Below are 15865 nucleotides of genomic sequence, written 5' to 3'. Positions count from 1 at the left end.
TTACGCACAGGTGCCGGGTTGGAAGGAGTGGTCCGCAGTGACCGCCAAGTGGGAGTTCGTGCTCTGCGACGCGCTGGCGAAGGTGCACCCGGTGCGGGACCCGCGCCCGGTGTCGGCCGAGACCCGGTTCCAGGCCTTCCTCGGTGAGCCCGCGTCGTTCCAGCTCGCGTACCGGCCTCCACTCGAGTCGAAGTTCCGCGACGCGCGCCCGCTGCAGGTGCGGGTGGAGGGTTCGGCGGCCGACCTGGTCGCCGTAGCGAGCGTGGACCTTGTGCCTTGCACGTTCGTCGCGCTCCCGGGTCACGACGACGGATACGAGTTCGACGAGCCCGGCCTGTACCCAGATGTGCTGCGCCCGGTGTCGAACGGTGAAGCTCCGGTGCGGTTCGGCAGTTGGAGTGCGCTGTGGTTCGACGTCACCACGGCCGATCCGGCGCGCGCCGGCGTACACTCACTCACGATCGTGGTGAGCGCGCCCGACGGCTCCGAGTTGCATCGTGCGCCGGTCACCGTCGAGATCACGGGGATCGAGCTGCCGCCGCTCGACATCGTGTCGAGTCACTGGATGCATCTCGACTCGCTCGCGGATCACTACGGCGTCGAGGTGTTCAGCGAAGAGCACTGGACGATCGTCGAGCGCTTCATGGCGTCCGCCGTCGAGATGGGTGCGACGTCGCTGCTCGCGCCGGTATGGACGCCGCCGCTCGACACCGCGGTCGACACGTATCGCACCGTCGTACAGCTGATCGACATCACGCGGACCGACGACGGGTACGCGTTCGGGTTCGACCGGCTGCGGCGCTGGCTGGAGGTGTGCCGGCGTACCGGGATCACCGGGGTCGAGGTCGCGCACCTGTTCACGCAGTGGGGTGCGAAGGCGACGCCCGGGATCGTGGTCGGCGGGGAGCGGGCCTTCGGGTGGGACGTGCCCGCGACCGACGGACGGTACCGGGAGTTGCTGGAAGCGCTGCTGCCTTCGCTGCAGGCCGTGCTCGACGAGGAATGGGACCGCGACCACGTCGTCTTTCACATCTCCGACGAGCCGTCCGGGGAGGACGGGCTCGCGACCTACCTTGCCGCGAAGGCTGTCGTCGCCGATCTCCTGAAGGGCTGGACGGTCGTCGACGCACTGAGCGAGCACTCGTTCTACACTTCGGGCGCCGTTGAGGTTCCGGTTGTCGCGACCGATCATGTGGAGCCGTTCCTGGCCGAGCGGCCGGAGCGTCTGTGGGTGTACTACTGCGTCAGCCAGGACCGCGACGTCGCCAACCGGTTCATCGGGATGCCGTCGGCGCGGAACCGGGCGATCGGGCACCAATTGTTCGCAGCTGGTGTGGACGGGTTCCTGCACTGGGGCTTCAACTTCTGGTACACCCAGTACTCGATCCGGCGGGTGGACCCGTTCGCGGACACGTCGGCCGGTGGCGCGTTCCCGTCCGGCGACCCCTTCATCGTCTACCCCGGCCCGGACGGTACGCCGTGGCCGTCACTCCGCCACCGCGTCTTCGCCCAGGCAATGTGGGACCACCGCGCCCTCCAGGCAGTACGCACCACCCACGGCAACACAGCAGCCCTAGACCTCATCGACCCCGACCGAACCCTCCACTTCAACCGCCCAGTCCTCGACCCGACCCACTACTACACAACCCGCCAACACATCACCACCGCACTGACTAGCGGTAGCCGCGTTTGAGGAGGTACTTGGCTCCGGCTTCGTAGCCTTTCGGGGTGAGGAGTTCGAAGTCGAAGGCGTCGGCGAGGCGGCTGGTGGTGTTGAATGCGGCGCACACCGCGAGGGCGTCCTTGACCTGCTGAGGCGAGACGCCGGCGGCCAGGACTTCGCGTACGTCGTCTGCGTCGACGCGGCCGTCGCGGATCAGCTTGGCGAGCAGGCGCAGCGTGGCCCGGAGCGGCTCGTCGATCGACGCCGACTCGGGGTCGTCCAGGATCGCCGCCACTCGCGGACCGTCCTGATAGGCGAGGCTCGCGGTCGCGGTGTGGGCACCGATACAGAACGCGGACTGGTTCAGCTTGGCCACGTACGCCGCCATGAGCTCGCGGTCGCCGACGGACCAGTCGGACGGCCCGCGCAGTGCCTCGTGGGTGAACTCCTTGGCCGGGTTGCCGTAGAAGTCGGACCGGTAGAAGGTCAGCTTGGCGGCGTCCGGGAGCGGCTGCCCGGAGAACAGCCGGATCATCGCGAACATCAGCTTCGTTCCAGGCCGGTAGCCGTGGTTGAGGATGTCAGGACGCATGGCCCGGCGCCTCCTCGGAGATCGCATCGGCGAGGGCCGCGAGCCCGGCTTCGTACAGGCGGGTCGAGTGCCCGACCGCGGCGCAGATCACCAGCTCGAACACCTCGTCCTCGGTGCAGCCCGCAACCGCCAGGTCCGTCTCGTCGACGCGGACCGGCGTACGGGTGATCTTGCCGATCAGCGTGCTGACCGGCGGGACGAGGCCCTCGTCGTCGAACGCACGCTTCCGCTGCTCGGCAGATGCTCTGCCGTCGCCCGTCAAGATCCGCTCCACGAGCGCGCGGTGTGCCGCTCGTTTGGCGTCGTCTGCAGTGTCGTTTTCGGGCACCGTGCCGTCACCTCCTCGGCGGACTCGGCCGTCCGCCCTCAGATGTATGACGATCAGCGCACCACGAGATACGACAAACGCGCTACTTCGTGACGAGCGAGCGGAGCAGGAAGCCGACGTTGGCCGGACGTTCGGCCAGGCGGCGCATGAAGTACCCGTACCAGTCGTCGCCGTACGGGACGTAGATGCGTACCCGGGAGCCCTGCGAGCGGAGCTGCTCCTGTGCGCTGGGCCGGATGCCGTAGAGCATCTGGAACTCGAAGTCGTCCTGTCCCTTGCCGTGCTGCGTCGCCAGCGCCTGGGCGATCGAGATCATCCGGGGGTCGTGGCTGCCGATCATCGGGTAGCCGAGACCGGCCATCAGGATGCCGAGGCAGCGGGCGTACGCGCGGTCGACGTCGCTCTTCGCCGGGTGGGCGACCGACTTCGGTTCGGCGTACGCGCCCTTGACCAGGCGGACCCGCGACCCGGTGGTGGCGAGGTCACGGCAGTCGGCCTCGGTGCGGTACAGCATCGCCTGCAGCGCGACGCCGACCGTCGGGTGGTCCTTGCGCAGTTCGGCCAGGATGCTCAGCGTGGAGTCGACCGTGGTGTGGTCCTCCATGTCGAGGGTGACGGTCATGCCGGCGTCGGCGGCCGCTGCGCAGATCGCGGCGGCGTTGTCGGCGGCCAGCGCCTCGCCGTCGCCGGGCAGCGCCTGACCCATCGCCGAGAGCTTGAGCGACGCCTCGGCCCTGGTCGCGAGTCCCTGGTCGGCCAGTTGCTTGATCAGCGTGAGGTACGCGTCCCGGGTGGCTTCGGCCTGCGCCCGGTCGAGCGTGTCCTCGCCGAGGTGGTCGAGGGTCACGGCGAAGCCGCCGGAGGTCAGGCGGCGGGTGGTGTCGACGGCGGCGTGCACGTCGTCGCCGGCGATGAAGCGTGTGACGACCTTGCGCGTCACCGGGGATTTGGTGACAACGGCCCGGACGCGACGGCTGCGGGATGCGGCAAGCAGAGCGGTACCAAGCACGGCGGACTCCTCCTGGTCAGGATGTGAGTGCACTGTAAGGACCGGTCCGCCCCGCGGGCGTTATCCAGGTGACAGATCCGCCGACGCAGAACGTCATACAGATGTCTAAGCTGGGTGCATGGACCTCGACGACCTGATCGGCGCGATCTCGGACGCGTTCGGTACGCCGGCGGTGCTCGAGGACCGCGACTTCAACCTGATCGCGTTCAACACGCAGCCCGACGAGATCGACGCGGTGCGGGCCGGGTCGATCCTGCGGCGGCGTTCGACGGCGGACGTCCGGACCTGGTTCGAGCAGTTCGGCATCGCGACCGCCGACGGACCGGTCCGTACACCCTCCGAGCCGGGCCTCGGCATCCTCCCGCGGCTGTGCCTGCCCGTCCGGTGGAACGGCGTGACCTACGGCTACTTCTGGCTGCTCGACCCCGGCGGCGGATTGGGTACGCCGGCACAACTCGAGGCGGCCGCCGCGATCGCGCGGGACGCGGGTGCGCTGCTCGCGCAACGGGCCCGGGGGAGTCGCGACGCATCGCTCCTGCTCACCAACCTGCTCGCGCCGGACGACGCCGTCTCGGCGCGAGCCGTCGAAGAGCTCGACAGCCGGGGGCTCGTCCAGCGGACGGCGTACGTCGTGGTCGTCCACGCCGAGCAGCCGTCGCGCGAGGTCGTGCCGCTCAACCTCTGGTCGCTGCCGCGGCATGTGCTCGCGACGTCGGGGGAGGGCTTCACGACCTTGCTCGTCGACCTCGCGAACGAGCGGATGATGTTGATCGACCAGGCGATCGACAGGCTCCGCCAGTTGCACGCCCAACGCCTCGGCGATCAGGCTGCGGCGCGCCTGCTCGTCGGAGTCGGCGAGCCGCAGCGCGGTGTCGCCCACGCGCGGACCAGTCACGAACAGGCTCGCCGCGCCACCAAGATCCTGGCCGCCGTGCCGCGTCTCGGCGCGGTCGCTCATTGGTCCCAGCTCGGCGTCCACCGACTGATCTCGTGCGGTCCACGGTCGGCCCTGGTGGACGCCGTACTCGATCCGCGGGCGCAGCGATTGCTCGACGAGGGCGGCGACCTGGTCCGGACGGCGCAGGTCTTCCTGGACCGGGCCGGCAACATCCAGGAATTGGCCACGGAGCTGGCGATCCACCGTCAGACGGCGTACTACCGGCTCCGCCGGATCGAGACCATCACCGGCTTCGACCTGCGCAGCGGCGAGGATCGCCTCACGCTCCATCTCGCCCTGACAATGGCTCCACTGCTCCAGCCATCTCAAGGAGGACCACGTGCTGGTCAATGACCGCAGCTCCGTTCCAGGCACGCTCATCGTCACCAACGCGACCGTGTTCGACGGTGAGAATGCCGAGCTCGTCGACGGGCCGGTCGCGGTTCGGGACGGACGGATCGTCGCGGTCGGGGATACCGCGGACCTCGAGGACGGTGCCGTGGTGGTCGACGCGAAGGGCGGCACCGTGCTGCCCGGGCTGATCGACGCGCATTGTCATCCGTACGGCATCAGTCTGGACATGGTCGACATCGAGGCGAGCCCGCTGAGCTATGTCGCGATCGTCGCGGCCGGCCGGTTGCGCAACTCCTTGCGGCGCGGGTTCACGACGATCCGCGATGTCGCCGGCGGTGAGGCCGGGCTGGCGAAGGCGATCGCCGAAGGCCGGCTGGAGGCACCGCGGTACCTGTTCACCGGGCCGGCGTTGAGCCAGACCGGTGGCCACGGCGACGCGCGTCCGGCGCACTGGGACACCTGTCCTTGCCACAGTCACACGACCGAAGTCGTCGACGGGGTGGACCCGCTGCGCCGCGCCGTCCGCGAGCGTTTCCGGCAGGGCGCGCACGCGATCAAGATCATGACGTCGGGCGGCGTCGTCTCGCTGACCGACCCGATCCGGATCCCGCAGTACTCCGAGGACGAGATCCGCGCCGTGACGGCCGAGGCGGCCCGGCGGGGGAGTTACGTCGCGGCGCATTCGTACTCGCCGGAAGCGATCGTGCACTCGGTGCGGAACGGCGTACGGTCGATCGAGCACGGCAACCTGCTCGACACCGCCTCGGCCGCGGCGATGGCCGAGCACGGGGCGTTCCTGATTCCGACGCTGGCGGCGTACGACGCGATGGACCGGCGCGGCGAGGCGATCGGGATGGCCGCGGTGCAACTGGCCAAGAACCGGGAGGTGCTCGACGCCGGCCGGCAGGCGATCGAGCTCGCCGTGGCCGCGAAGGTGCCGGTAGGGTTCGGCACCGATCTGATGGGCGGGCTGGAAGAGGAGCAGCTCAACGGCTTGCGGCTGCAGAGCGAGGTGCTCGGGATCCTCGGCACGCTGCGCTGCGCGACCTCGGTGAACGCTCGCCTGCTCGGGCTCGAGGATCTCGGCGTGGTCCGGCCCGGCGCGATCGCGGACCTTCTCGTAGTCTCGGGCAACCCGTTGGAGCAGCCCGAATGCCTCTGGGATCCGGCGGCCGAACGCATCGTCATCCAGAGCGGACGAGTCGTTTAGGAGATCCATGGCGGACAGCATCAGGTTCATCGACCGGGCAGCCCTCGAGCGCACGCTCAGCTGGACGCAGGCGATCGACGCGCTCGACAACGCGCTGGTGTCCGGCGCCGCGCCCGGGAACACGCCGCCGCGGACGTTCGTGGAGATGTCGGGCGGGCAACTGATCCTGATGCCCGGCGAGGTCGGGCCGCAGGTCGGGGTGAAGGTCGTGTCGGTCAGTCCCGGCAACGCCGCCCGCGGTCTGCCCCGGATCCAGGGCGTCCACATCGCCTTCGACGGGCCGACGCTGCGGCCGGTCGCTGTGATCGACGCCGAGTCGCTGACGTTGCGCCGTACGGCGAGTGTGTCGGCGCTCGCCGTACGCCGGTTGTCGACCGCGGACTCGAACTCGTTGCTGGTGTTCGGGACGGGGCCTCAGGCATCGAGTCATGCACTGGCGATCAACGCGGTCCGCCCGCTGAAGCAGGTCGTCGTCGTCGGCCGCCGGGTGGAGGCGGTCGCCACGCTAGTCGACTCGCTTGAAGGAGAAGGTCTCCCAGCTCGGGCCGGAACTCCGGAGGACGTCGCGAACGTCGACCTGGTCGCCTGCTGTACGACGGCGACGGAGCCGCTGTTCGACTCAAATCTGCTCCGGCCGGAAGCGACCGTGGTCGCCGTCGGGTCGCACGAGCCAGCGGTCCGCGAAGTCGACACGAACCTCGTCCGCCGCGCCACCGTCGTGGTCGAGTCGCGCGGTTCCGCACTCGGGCAGGCCGGTGACATCATCCTCGCCATCGCCGACGGCGTCCCCGAAAACCACGCGATCACAGCCGACCTCCACGAACTCGCCACCGGTCGCCTCGCCATCACCGCCGGCGCACCGCGCCTCTTCAAGAGCGTCGGCGAGGCCTGGTGCGACGTCGTCACCGCCACCGCGGCCCTCCACGCCATCTCGTCAGATGGCATGCGATAGCCCCAATTCGCTGTCGAGGCGGCGCAGGGCTGCGGAGAAGCGGCCGCTGGCTTGGAGTTGCGCGGTGCCGGTGCTGTAGTCGGTCACTTGTTGCCACTCGTCACCTGTCACGTAGTAGACGTGCGGACTCACCGGCCCCGGCGAGTCGCCGAAGAAGCAATTGGCGAGCTCGGTCAGCATGCCGAAGGCCGGGACCACCGTCTCATCTCGCATCACGTGAACGAGCAGCATGTCGCGCGCCGGCAAGGCCACGAGGCAACCGAACGGGGGATCCTCGACGTGCAGCGACTCGCGCAGCACGGTGTCGAGGACGAGTGCCCGGGATGCGGTGAACATGCCGCCGGTGAGCATGGCGATCTCTGCTCCGTTCGCACCGGGCTGTCGCACGAGCTCGACCTTGTCCTCGAGACGGCGCAGGTTCGCCAGGCCCATCCGGGTGATGTCCTCCCACGGCGCGCCGAGGCTGTCGAGGTCGAAGTGCATCGCGACGGCTCGCCCGGTGTAGGTCGCCGGCGCGATGACGACGCCTGGCACGAACTCCGGGACCTTGCCGGTCCAGTCGGGCTCGATCGTGGCCGCGCAGACCAGCCGAAGGTACAGCTCGTTCTCCAGGTCTTCCGGGACCGTCGGCCGTTCGCCCAGAGCGAGCATCTGGTCGAAGTGCGCGGCCACCGCCGATCGCCATTGCTGTCGTGGCAGCTCGCCGACGGTGCGCGCGAGATTCGCGAGTCCGGCGGTCGGGGCGTCGCCTGCCGGACCGGTGTCGCCTCCGATCGGCAGCAGTGCGCCCGCGCCGTCGTACCGCATCGAGAATCCGCGTTCCGTGACCGCGGCCTCGGCCAGCCGGACCAACCGCTCGGCCTGCGGCACGGTCAGCGGTGTCAGCACCGGGTGCGGCTGATCTGCGCCGCCGCCGTTGTGTGGTCTGCCGCCTCGACGGCCGCCTCTGTCCTTGTGAGCACTCATCGAGCACCTCCTTTGCCCAAGAACATATGGACTTCGGGGCAGCGAATCGGCCGGTCTTCGCGATCTGTGGATAACTCTCGCCGGGTGAGCTGAAGAAACCTCATGTTGACTCGGTGTCACGGGTTGACTACCGCGAGGTAACAACGTTAGCGTCGATTTCGGCAGCTGCTGCGACTCAACCGCCCCCCACTCTGGAGGTCGCAATGCATTTGCGTCGATCACTCCTGTCCGCCCTGGTCGTTGCCTCGACCATCGGATTCGGCGTCGCTCCGGCGTACGCCGGAGCGACCGGCTCCGGCACCATCACGTTCGAGGGCCAGTCGTGTGACTTCACCTTTACCTACGCGGGCGGCCCGCCGCCTGCCGCTGTCGAGATCCAGTCCATCGATATCGCCGACGGCTGCGCCGCTGACGGTACGGCGTCCGGAACCGTCACGTTCGGCCCGGATGACGCGGCGACGCTCACGCTGAATGTTGCCGTGAGCAAGCCACTCAGCTGCGGGTATTCCGGCTCGTTGACCGGAACGTATGCGGGTAACGCCGCCACGTTCCCGGAGCAGGACGTCCCGAAGGAGAGCGGCAGCATCCTCTGCCCGAACCCGGCGAGCATCGCCGTCCAGGCCACTCTCTGACCGCATGACCGCTCCACAGGCTCTGCATCCCAGGGCCTGTGGAGCGGCGGCCCGCGCAGATCTCCTCCCCGATTTCACCGATTGTCACGACTTGATGGCTTACTGTGACAGGAGGGTTTCAATTCATCGGAGGTCACCAAGGAGGCAGTCGTGGAATCACCAAGTCCTGCGGCTCGGATCGGTGCGGAGTTTCTCGGAACGTTTTGGCTCGTCTTCGGCGGCTGCGGTGCGGCCGTCCTGGCTGGTGTCGTACTCAACCCGGACAAGGTCTCGGTCGGCATCGGCTACCTCGGCGTGGCGCTCGCCTTCGGCCTGACCGTGCTGACCATGGCGTACGCCGTCGGCCACGTGTCCGGTGGTCACTTCAACCCGGCCGTGACGATCGGCCTGGCCGTTGCCAAGCGCATCGAGTGGAAATGGGTTCCGACGTACATCGTCACCCAGGTCGTCGCCGGTACGGCGGCCGGAGCGATCCTGCTGGCCGTTGCCAGCGGCAAGGACGGTTTCAGCGCCACCGACAGCGGCTTCGCCAGCAACGGGTACGGCGACCGGTCGCCTGGCGGGTACTCGCTGCTGGCCTGCGCGATCGTCGAGATCGTGCTGACAGCCTTCTTCCTGTACGTGATCCTCGGCGCCACCGACGACCGGGCGCCCAAGGGGTTCGCACCGATCTCCATCGGTCTCGCGCTCACGCTGATCCATCTGGTTGGCATTCCGGTCACGAATACGTCGGTCAACCCGGCGCGATCGCTCGGTGTCGCCTGGTTCGCGGGCGGTTCGGCCCTCGGCCAGGTCTGGCTGTTCATCGTCGCCCCGATCGTCGGCGCCGCGATCGCGGGCATCAGCTACGCCGCCATCACCGGCGCCCGCGGCCCGAAGGTCGACGAGGGGGTCGCCAACAACCCGTAGCAGCCGTGTCTGTGCGGCTGGGATGGGCGGCGGGGTAGGGTTTCGCTCTCATGTCTCCCACTCGAACTCGTCGTCCACGCCCAGCTGACATGGCCGTTCCCGTGGGGGCGCGCACCGTGTTCACCGACGGTGCGTGCTCCCGTAATCCTGGACCTGGCGGCTGGGCCTGGGCGCTGTCGAAGACCGTGTACGCGGCCGGCCACGAGGCCGTTTCCACGAACCAGCGGATGGAGATCCGGGCCGCCCTCGAAGCCGTCCGGGCGAACGACGGTCCGCTCCTGGTCGTGTCGGATTCGACGTACGTCGTCAACTGCTTCCGCGACGGGTGGCACCGAGGGTGGCTCGAGCGAGGCTGGCTCACGTCGGCGAAGAAGCCGGTCGCCAACCGGGACCTGTGGGAGCCCTTAGTGGAGCTGGTGACCGAGCGCGGGGATGTCGCCTTCCAATGGGTCAAGGGCCACTCCGGCCACGAAATGAACGACTTCGTGGACGCCCTGGCCGTCGCCGCCTGCTTCCCACAGCACTGACCCAGCGCACACGGGCCGAGGCCATCACTCCGGAAGCAGAACCTCGACCTGGTCTCGGATCTCCTGGACGACATCGTCGACGGGGTTGGCGATGTTGATCGTCGACGCCATGCTGAGGAACATGATCGCGGAGACGATGTGCGCGAGGGTCGCGGCGTCGGCGGCGCTGCGGTCGTCGCGCTGGAGCACGTCGGCGATCGCCTTCTCGGTCTGGACGGTAAGGACGAGCGCGTCGCGGTGGTGGGGCTCTTCGGGGTCGCCAAAGACGATCTCACGCAGGTAGGTGCGCCCGTTGTCGATCTGTTTGCGGTTGCACTCCACGACCGGGCGGATGATCGCCATCACCGCGTCGAGCACGTCGGGGATACGCTCAGCCGCCGACGTACCTTCGGCGAGCGCGTCGGCGTACGTCGAGTTCTGTACGAGCAGGAGGAGTTCGCCCTTGGTCTTGGCGTAGAGGAACAGCGTGCCCGCACCGATGTCGGCCTTCTCCGCGATCTCCTGGGTCGTGACCTCGTCGACTCCGCGCTCAGCGAAGAGCTCTCGGGCGGCGGCGGTGATGCGGTCGAGCTTCTCCTGCTTGTTCCGCTCGCGCCGTCCGACTCGTTGGGAGGCGAGTGGCATGGCTGCCTTCCTTGTCTGCTGTGTGGGCTCCGGCTGTGTAGTTTGCAGGCGTTCATTCTCCCATGGGCGGCTATTGCTCGTAGTGCGGCAGGACGGTGCCGTTCTTGACGTAGGTGAGGGCCGCGTCGACGTCGTACGCATGGATCGCCGCGGCGAGCGGTGCCAGCTGGTTGGACAGTTCCGCCGGCACGTTGCTGGTGAAGAAGGCATCGCGTGCTGCGGTGTCGGTGAACCCGAGGATGAGGGACGCGTGGAACTGCTGGTCGTGGGGGTTGTCGTGGGCGACGTTCGGGGTGTCCCAGAGTTTTTCGATCCAGGGCAGGAAAGTCTGCGTACGAAGCTCTTTGAGCATCCCCGTGGCGGCGAGTGCTGGAACGAGCTGCTCCTTGATGAACCTCCGGAACTCGCCGGCTCCCACCCCGTCCCTGCGGCGGAGGTAGACCATCGCACCGGCACCGACTGCCTCACCAGCGCCCGCGACGTCGTACCAGCGGGACGAGCTCGGCGGGCCTGCGTAGAGGAGAGTACGGCGGAACACGTTGATCTCGTCCTTGTAGGCGAGCTGTGTCTGCTTGCGTCCCAGTAGCGGGGAGAGCGCCGAGCGGAAGGTGACTTCCGCGACGCCGTCGATCTTCCGGTCGACGGGGATCGACGTCTCTGTCCCGTTGATCGCCGGCCACCGGCCCGGGTTGTCCTCCGCAAGGTGGATCTGCCGGTACTCCTCCAAGCCCGGGGTGGCGGAGATGATTTTCGAGTGCGGGCCCTTCCAGTAGTCCATGCCGGTCTGGCGAGGCTGGTCGGTGCGCACCCAGAGTGGAATCGAGGAGGTGAGGTGCTTCTTCACGCCCGGTTTCGCGGTAGTCATCATGAGAGGAAGTCGACGGCGACGGGGGCGAACTTGTCGTGGAACTGGAAGATGCCGCCGTGACCGGAGTCGGGGTAGATGATCAGCTCGGAGCCCTTGATGCGCCGGTGCAGGTCCTCTGAGAGCACCGAGGGGACCATGCGGTCGTTGTCTCCGTTGGCGATCAGGGTGGGCTGGGTGATCTTCGACAGGTCGGCGGGAGCGGAGCGTCCCCACCTCTTGATGGCCTTGAGTTGTGTCTGGAACGCCTTGGTTTTGATCTCCGCATCGCGGTCGACGGTGCGCTCCTTGAGCCGGTTGACGAACGCGCGGGCAGCGGGCTTTCCCGTGGCGTTGCGGTTGAAGAACAGGAATTCTTTCGGGTCCGACCGGGTCAGAGTCGCCCGCAGGATGTCGTAGTACGTGGTGCCGGCGACCTTGTCGATGTCCTTGCCACCCGCTGGGCCGGTGCCGGTGAGGACGAGCTTGCGGACGAGCTCGGGGTGTTTGACCACGAGGGCCTGGGCGACCATGCCGCCGAGGGAGAAGGAGAAGACGTCGATCTTGTCGAAGCCGAGCGCCGTGATGAACGTGTAGGCGTCGTCGGCCATCGCCTCGACGCTGTCGGGGACGCGCCCGGTGGAGGCGCCGACGCCGCGGTTGTCGAAGGCGATGACGTGGCGCTCCGCAGCGATGGGGTCGATGATCCGGGGGTCCCAGTTGTCGAGGGTCGCGGCGAGGTGGACGAAGAAGACGACAGGGATCCCGCCCTTCGGTCCCAGCTCGCGGTAGGCGTAGGTGACGCCGCCGGCGTCGACGGTGCGGGCGGGCGCGTCCTTGTAGGCGGTGATGGCGGTACTCATGGTTGATTCTCCTGGTTCGTAGTGGGTTGTCAGGGCCGGCTGATCACGGCTTTGCCGCGAATGCCGCCCTTGTCGAGCGACCGCACTGCCTGCGCGGTCTGGTCGAAGTCGAAGACCCGTCCGACGACGGGCCGCAGCGCGCCGCTGTCCACGAGGGCGGAGATCTGGCGAAGCTGATCACCGCTGGCGCGCATGAAGAGGAACTCGTACGTCACGCCGAGGTGCCGGGCCTGGCGGCGGATGCGGGCGCTGAGGGCGGTCATCACCAGCCGGAGCAGCGGGTTCGCGCCGAGCTCGCGGGCGAACGCGGCGTCGGGCGGGCCGGCGATCCCGATCGCCTTGCCGCCGGGGCGCAGGACGCGGAGCGACTTCTCGAGGTTCTTCCCGCCGAGGCTGTCGAGCACCAGGTCGTACCCTTCGACGAGCTGCTCGAAGTCCTGGCCGCGGTAGTCGATCACGAAGTCCGCCCCGAGTTCGCGCACGAAGTCGGCGTTGCCGGCGCTGACCGTGGTGGCGACCGTGGCGCCGAGGTATTTGGCGAGCTGGATCGCGATCGTTCCCACGCCCCCTGCGCCGGCGTGGATCAGGACCCGTTGCCCCGGCCGGAGGTTGCCTCGCTCGACGAGTGCCTGCCACGCGGTCAACGCCACCAGTGGCAGCGACGCCGCTTCCTCGGGGCTGACCGATGCGGGCTTGAACGCAAGGTCGGCCTCGGCAACCGCGATGCGCTCGGCGAAGGTTCCGATGCGATCTTTGTCCGGCCGGCCGAAGACCTCGTCGCCGGGCCTGAATCCCCGCACTTTCGCGCCGACACCGAGCACCGTCCCGGCGACGTCGTTGCCGAGGATCTGCGGCAGCTTGTACGGGAGGATCTGCCGGAACTCGCCCGCCCGGATCTTCTCGTCGAGCACGTTGAGCCCGGCAGCCCGAACCTGCACGAGGACGTCGTGGTCTCCGACCACGGGCTCGGGGACCTCCGCTTCCTGCAGCGGTCCCTTGTACTGCTTGACGACGAACGCACGCACGGCGACTTCCCCTTCTGATGACCTGCTCCGGCAATGAATCTGAGCTGCCTCAATAATGAGGCGACTCAGTTAAGTTGTCAAGCGAGCCCGTGGGGAGACGGCTGAACCCCGGCGTCCGCGGTGGGACGGACGCCGGGGTTCGGTGACGCCGGGGTGGTCAGAGGATGCTGAAGCCGATGACGTTCGCCGCGAGGCGACCGGTGTTGACCTTGTCGTTGCCGGTGCGGGTGTCGACTGTCAGTTGGTCGGTCGGTTCCGCGTCGGAGAGGCGGACGTCCGCGCTCAGGCCCGCGACGCGTACGTTCCCGTTGGAGCCGGAGACCCGGATGCGGTCCTTGCCGGGTGTGCCGGTGACGGTGATCGCGTCGGCTGCCGAGTCGCCGCCGCTCGCGTTGAGCTGCGCGCCGAGATCGACGTCGACCTTGCGGACGTCGGTACGGCGCAGATCGTCGACGGTGACCGTGTCCGCGCCGCCGAGGGTGTTGAGCTTGATCCGTTCGACGTTGTCGGTGTCCATCACGATGTTGCCGACGTCCCGGGTGAACCGCAGCCGCGGACCGTTGGCGGCGGCAACGAACTTCTCCGCGGCGGCCGCACCGTTGAACACCATCGTGTCCTGGCTGCGACCGCCCTCGATCACGTCACTGCCGTCTCCCGGATCCCACGTGAACGTGTCGTTTCCGCTGCCGAGCAACGCTGTGTCGCTGCCGCGGTTCCCGTCGACGGAGTCGTTGCCGGCGCCGGTACGGAACAGCTCGTTGCCGCTGCCACCGAATGCCCGGTCGTTGCCGGACCCGGTGTCGACGATCGTGAACGGCTGCGCTTCGGCGCCGTAGTCGATCCGTACGACGTCGTTGCCGCCACGGCTGCTGACGTTGATCTGGCCGAAGTCACTGCGCTTCACGGAGCGCTTCGTACCGTCCCCGAGGTCTACCTCGACCACCGAGGTATCCGCGGCCGGCACGCTGAGCGTGATGGTGTCGGCGCGGTTCGTGCCGGTGACGATCAGCTGGCCGGCCTCGATGACGACGCGGTTCGTGGGTGCCGCGGACGCCGTACCGGCCACGCCGAGGGCGACGCCCGTGGTGACTGTCGCGACGGCTGCCGCGGTGATGCCTCGCCGGAGTCGTCGTGTCGCACTGGTCATGATGTGGTCCCTCCCTGGTCGTCACGGCTGCCTTCGTCGATGCCGTGCTCGGTGTGTTTGGGGCCTACACGGTCGCCACCGTCAACCGGTTCACAGCAATTTCCCATCAATCTAGTTGCCTAGGGCATCTATAAACGAGGGGTGAACCGGATCTGCCGGACGTACGTGTAACGTGCGTGTGCAGGAGGCGCAGATGAAGGAACTGGTCGGGCGGGTCGCGCTCGGGGTCGCGAGCTTCTCGTTCGCGCCCAGGGATCGCTCCGCCGATCTCGCGACGATCCGAACCGGTATCGCGGCGGGTACGGCGATCCTCGACACCGCGCGCGCGTACGCCCACGTCGATGCGCCGCTGTACGGCGAGCAACTGGCCGCCGAGGCCGCTCGGGGGACGGGTGTGATCGCCGGAACCAAAGGTGGTCACTCGCGAACGGGCGAGTCCACCTGGGACGCCGACATCAGCCGGCAGCGGATCCGGTCCGACGTCGAGACGAGCCTCCGGGTGTTCGGTGGTGAGCGTCTCGATCTGTACTACCTCCATCGAGTCGATCTCGCCGAACAGCCCGTGGAGGAAGGCGTGTCAGCTCTCGCGGAGCTGCGCGACGAAGGCAAGCTGGCCCGGGTCGGTCTGTCGAACGTCACGGTCGCCGACCTCGAGCGCGCGGCCGCGGTCACGCGGATCGACGCCGTACAGAATCACCACAGTGCCATCGGACGCGAGTCCCGCGACGTACTCGCGTGGTGTGAGGTCAACGAGGTCGCGTTCTTCGCCTACTCGCCCCTCCGCCCATCGGCCCCAGCCCCGTCACCACACCTCGCAGCCCTGGCCGGCGAACGCGGTGTCTCGGTGCAGCGGCTCCAGCTACGTGCCCTGCTGGCGTCATCGCCCGTACTATCCGTCGTCTCCGGCGCAACGCGCCCAGAAACCGTCCTCGACTCCCTCGCCGCAGAATCCGACCCCTGGGACAGGCCCCTCGCAACCGCCTACACCGCCGACCTCAGCTGACGAGCCTGACCTCTTGAATCAGCCCGCCCACGGCGATTACCCTCTGTATGCAGCTGATTGCACTCAGCAGGTCGCGGCGCAGGGGGTGGGACCGTGGCGAAAAGGCGGAGAGGTACCAAGGCGGGTGACCTGCTGGTTCTGCTGTGGGTCGTGGTGCTGGGGGTTCTCGGCTATCCGCCTCATGAACACCTGGTCGCGTGGATCGTGCTCGTGCCTACGGTTGCGCTGTTCTGGATCGCCTTTCTGATGCCGACGAAGTGCGCCTACAGGCCTTGCGGCC

General features: G+C 68.2%; 17 protein-coding genes. 8 read left to right on the top strand and 9 right to left on the bottom strand.

All coding sequences use genetic code 11. The features are described 5' to 3' along the window. Positions 1–37 precede the first annotated feature (37 nt). Complete coding sequence (locus E0H92_RS38135) at positions 38–1693, top strand: DUF4091 domain-containing protein (RefSeq protein WP_131499715.1); 1656 nt, start codon at positions 38–40, stop codon at positions 1691–1693. Here the strand turns inward: E0H92_RS38135 and E0H92_RS38130 are convergent. The 3 genes from E0H92_RS38130 to E0H92_RS38120 all read right to left on the bottom strand — a co-directional run bounded on the left by E0H92_RS38130 (position 1674) and on the right by E0H92_RS38120 (position 3592). Then, on the bottom strand, positions 1674–2255 hold the full coding sequence (locus tag E0H92_RS38130) for a carboxymuconolactone decarboxylase family protein (RefSeq protein WP_131499714.1): 582 nt from the start codon (positions 2253–2255) through the stop codon (positions 1674–1676). The genes E0H92_RS38135 and E0H92_RS38130 overlap by 20 nt on opposite strands. Continuing rightward, complete coding sequence (locus E0H92_RS38125) at positions 2245–2583, bottom strand: hypothetical protein (RefSeq protein ID WP_131499713.1); 339 nt, start codon at positions 2581–2583, stop codon at positions 2245–2247. The genes E0H92_RS38130 and E0H92_RS38125 overlap by 11 nt, the downstream gene beginning before the upstream one ends. 82 nt (positions 2584–2665) lie before the next feature. After that, on the bottom strand, positions 2666–3592 hold the full coding sequence (locus E0H92_RS38120) for a proline dehydrogenase family protein (RefSeq protein ID WP_131461159.1): 927 nt from the start codon (positions 3590–3592) through the stop codon (positions 2666–2668). A gap of 118 nt (positions 3593–3710) precedes the next feature. On the opposite strand from E0H92_RS38120, the gene E0H92_RS38115 reads away from it, so the two are divergent. From E0H92_RS38115 to E0H92_RS38105, 3 genes are read left to right on the top strand one after another with little or no spacing between them, the layout of a single operon-like run. Continuing rightward, positions 3711–4883 carry a PucR family transcriptional regulator gene (locus tag E0H92_RS38115; RefSeq protein WP_131499712.1) on the top strand — a complete coding sequence of 391 codons (1173 nt, stop codon included), beginning with the start codon at positions 3711–3713 and terminating at the stop codon, positions 4881–4883. Continuing rightward, entirely contained in the window at positions 4870–6093 is a 1224-nt protein-coding gene (locus E0H92_RS38110; RefSeq protein ID WP_238173778.1) for a metal-dependent hydrolase family protein, read from the top strand. The genes E0H92_RS38115 and E0H92_RS38110 overlap by 14 nt, the downstream gene beginning before the upstream one ends. Before the next feature lie 7 nt (positions 6094–6100). Continuing rightward, the gene (locus E0H92_RS38105) at positions 6101–7045 is read left to right on the top strand and encodes an ornithine cyclodeaminase family protein (protein ID WP_131499711.1); all 945 of its coding nucleotides are present in this window, start codon (positions 6101–6103) and stop codon (positions 7043–7045) included. Here E0H92_RS38105 and E0H92_RS38100 read toward each other — a convergent pair. Beyond that, positions 7028–8011 carry a DUF1444 domain-containing protein gene (locus E0H92_RS38100; RefSeq protein ID WP_131461162.1) on the bottom strand — a complete coding sequence of 328 codons (984 nt, stop codon included), beginning with the start codon at positions 8009–8011 and terminating at the stop codon, positions 7028–7030. The two genes, E0H92_RS38105 and E0H92_RS38100, sit on opposite strands and share 18 nt — an antisense overlap. Positions 8012–8214: 203 nt before the next feature. Here E0H92_RS38100 and E0H92_RS38095 point away from each other — a divergent pair, with 203 nt between their 5' ends. From E0H92_RS38095 to E0H92_RS38085, 3 genes are all read left to right on the top strand, one after another. Continuing rightward, positions 8215–8643, top strand: coding sequence for a hypothetical protein (locus tag E0H92_RS38095; protein ID WP_131461163.1), 429 nt, complete (start codon positions 8215–8217; stop codon positions 8641–8643). A gap of 150 nt (positions 8644–8793) precedes the next feature. Continuing rightward, positions 8794–9552, top strand: a complete 759-nt coding sequence (aqpZ, locus tag E0H92_RS38090) for an aquaporin Z (RefSeq protein ID WP_131461164.1) — start codon at positions 8794–8796, stop codon at positions 9550–9552. Positions 9553–9641: 89 nt separating this feature from the next. After that, positions 9642–10079, top strand: a complete 438-nt coding sequence (locus E0H92_RS38085) for a ribonuclease H family protein (RefSeq protein WP_131461165.1) — start codon at positions 9642–9644, stop codon at positions 10077–10079. Between the two features lie 24 nt (positions 10080–10103). Here the strand turns inward: E0H92_RS38085 and E0H92_RS38080 are convergent, their stop codons facing one another. The 5 genes from E0H92_RS38080 to E0H92_RS38060 all read right to left on the bottom strand — a co-directional run bounded on the left by E0H92_RS38080 (position 10104) and on the right by E0H92_RS38060 (position 14582). Then, the gene (locus tag E0H92_RS38080; RefSeq protein ID WP_131461166.1) at positions 10104–10703 is read right to left on the bottom strand and encodes a TetR/AcrR family transcriptional regulator; all 600 of its coding nucleotides are present in this window, start codon (positions 10701–10703) and stop codon (positions 10104–10106) included. A gap of 70 nt (positions 10704–10773) precedes the next feature. Beyond that, complete coding sequence (locus tag E0H92_RS38075; protein WP_202874027.1) at positions 10774–11571, bottom strand: hypothetical protein; 798 nt, start codon at positions 11569–11571, stop codon at positions 10774–10776. Next, a complete protein-coding gene (locus E0H92_RS38070; RefSeq protein WP_131499710.1) occupies positions 11568–12410 on the bottom strand; it encodes an alpha/beta fold hydrolase in 843 nt (280 codons plus the stop codon). The genes E0H92_RS38075 and E0H92_RS38070 overlap by 4 nt, the downstream gene beginning before the upstream one ends. Positions 12411–12439: 29 nt before the next feature. Further along, positions 12440–13435, bottom strand: coding sequence for an NADP-dependent oxidoreductase (locus tag E0H92_RS38065; protein WP_131499709.1), 996 nt, complete (start codon positions 13433–13435; stop codon positions 12440–12442). 157 nt (positions 13436–13592) lie between these two features. Further along, positions 13593–14582, bottom strand: coding sequence for a hypothetical protein (locus E0H92_RS38060; protein ID WP_131461169.1), 990 nt, complete (start codon positions 14580–14582; stop codon positions 13593–13595). A gap of 193 nt (positions 14583–14775) precedes the next feature. On the opposite strand from E0H92_RS38060, the gene E0H92_RS38055 reads away from it, so the two are divergent. Further along, positions 14776–15585, top strand: coding sequence for an aldo/keto reductase (locus E0H92_RS38055; protein WP_131461170.1), 810 nt, complete (start codon positions 14776–14778; stop codon positions 15583–15585). Positions 15586–15865 lie beyond the last annotated feature (280 nt).

The organism is Kribbella speibonae (assembly GCF_004331375.1).
GTDB classification, from domain to species: domain Bacteria; phylum Actinomycetota; class Actinomycetes; order Propionibacteriales; family Kribbellaceae; genus Kribbella; species Kribbella sindirgiensis.
The sequence above is the reverse complement of the archived record's forward strand: the minus strand, read 5'-3'. Positions and strand labels throughout refer to the sequence as shown.

What these genes read in the sequence shown, in the direction of transcription:
- E0H92_RS38085 (WP_131461165.1), top strand. Translation starts at nt 9,642, where the DNA reads ATGGCCGTTCCCGTGGGGGCGCGCACCGTGTTCACCGACGGTGCGTGC.
- E0H92_RS38055 (WP_131461170.1), top strand. Translation starts at nt 14,776, where the DNA reads ATGAAGGAACTGGTCGGGCGGGTCGCGCTCGGGGTCGCGAGCTTCTCG.
- E0H92_RS38080 (WP_131461166.1), bottom strand. Translation starts at nt 10,703, where the DNA reads ATGCCACTCGCCTCCCAACGAGTCGGACGGCGCGAGCGGAACAAGCAG.
- E0H92_RS38095 (WP_131461163.1), top strand. Translation starts at nt 8,215, where the DNA reads ATGCATTTGCGTCGATCACTCCTGTCCGCCCTGGTCGTTGCCTCGACC.
- E0H92_RS38100 (WP_131461162.1), bottom strand. Translation starts at nt 8,011, where the DNA reads ATGAGTGCTCACAAGGACAGAGGCGGCCGTCGAGGCGGCAGACCACAC.
- E0H92_RS38130 (WP_131499714.1), bottom strand. Translation starts at nt 2,255, where the DNA reads ATGCGTCCTGACATCCTCAACCACGGCTACCGGCCTGGAACGAAGCTG.
- E0H92_RS38060 (WP_131461169.1), bottom strand. Translation starts at nt 14,582, where the DNA reads ATGACCAGTGCGACACGACGACTCCGGCGAGGCATCACCGCGGCAGCC.
- E0H92_RS38115 (WP_131499712.1), top strand. Translation starts at nt 3,711, where the DNA reads ATGGACCTCGACGACCTGATCGGCGCGATCTCGGACGCGTTCGGTACG.
- E0H92_RS38075 (WP_202874027.1), bottom strand. Translation starts at nt 11,571, where the DNA reads ATGATGACTACCGCGAAACCGGGCGTGAAGAAGCACCTCACCTCCTCG.
- E0H92_RS38070 (WP_131499710.1), bottom strand. Translation starts at nt 12,410, where the DNA reads ATGAGTACCGCCATCACCGCCTACAAGGACGCGCCCGCCCGCACCGTC.
- E0H92_RS38105 (WP_131499711.1), top strand. Translation starts at nt 6,101, where the DNA reads ATGGCGGACAGCATCAGGTTCATCGACCGGGCAGCCCTCGAGCGCACG.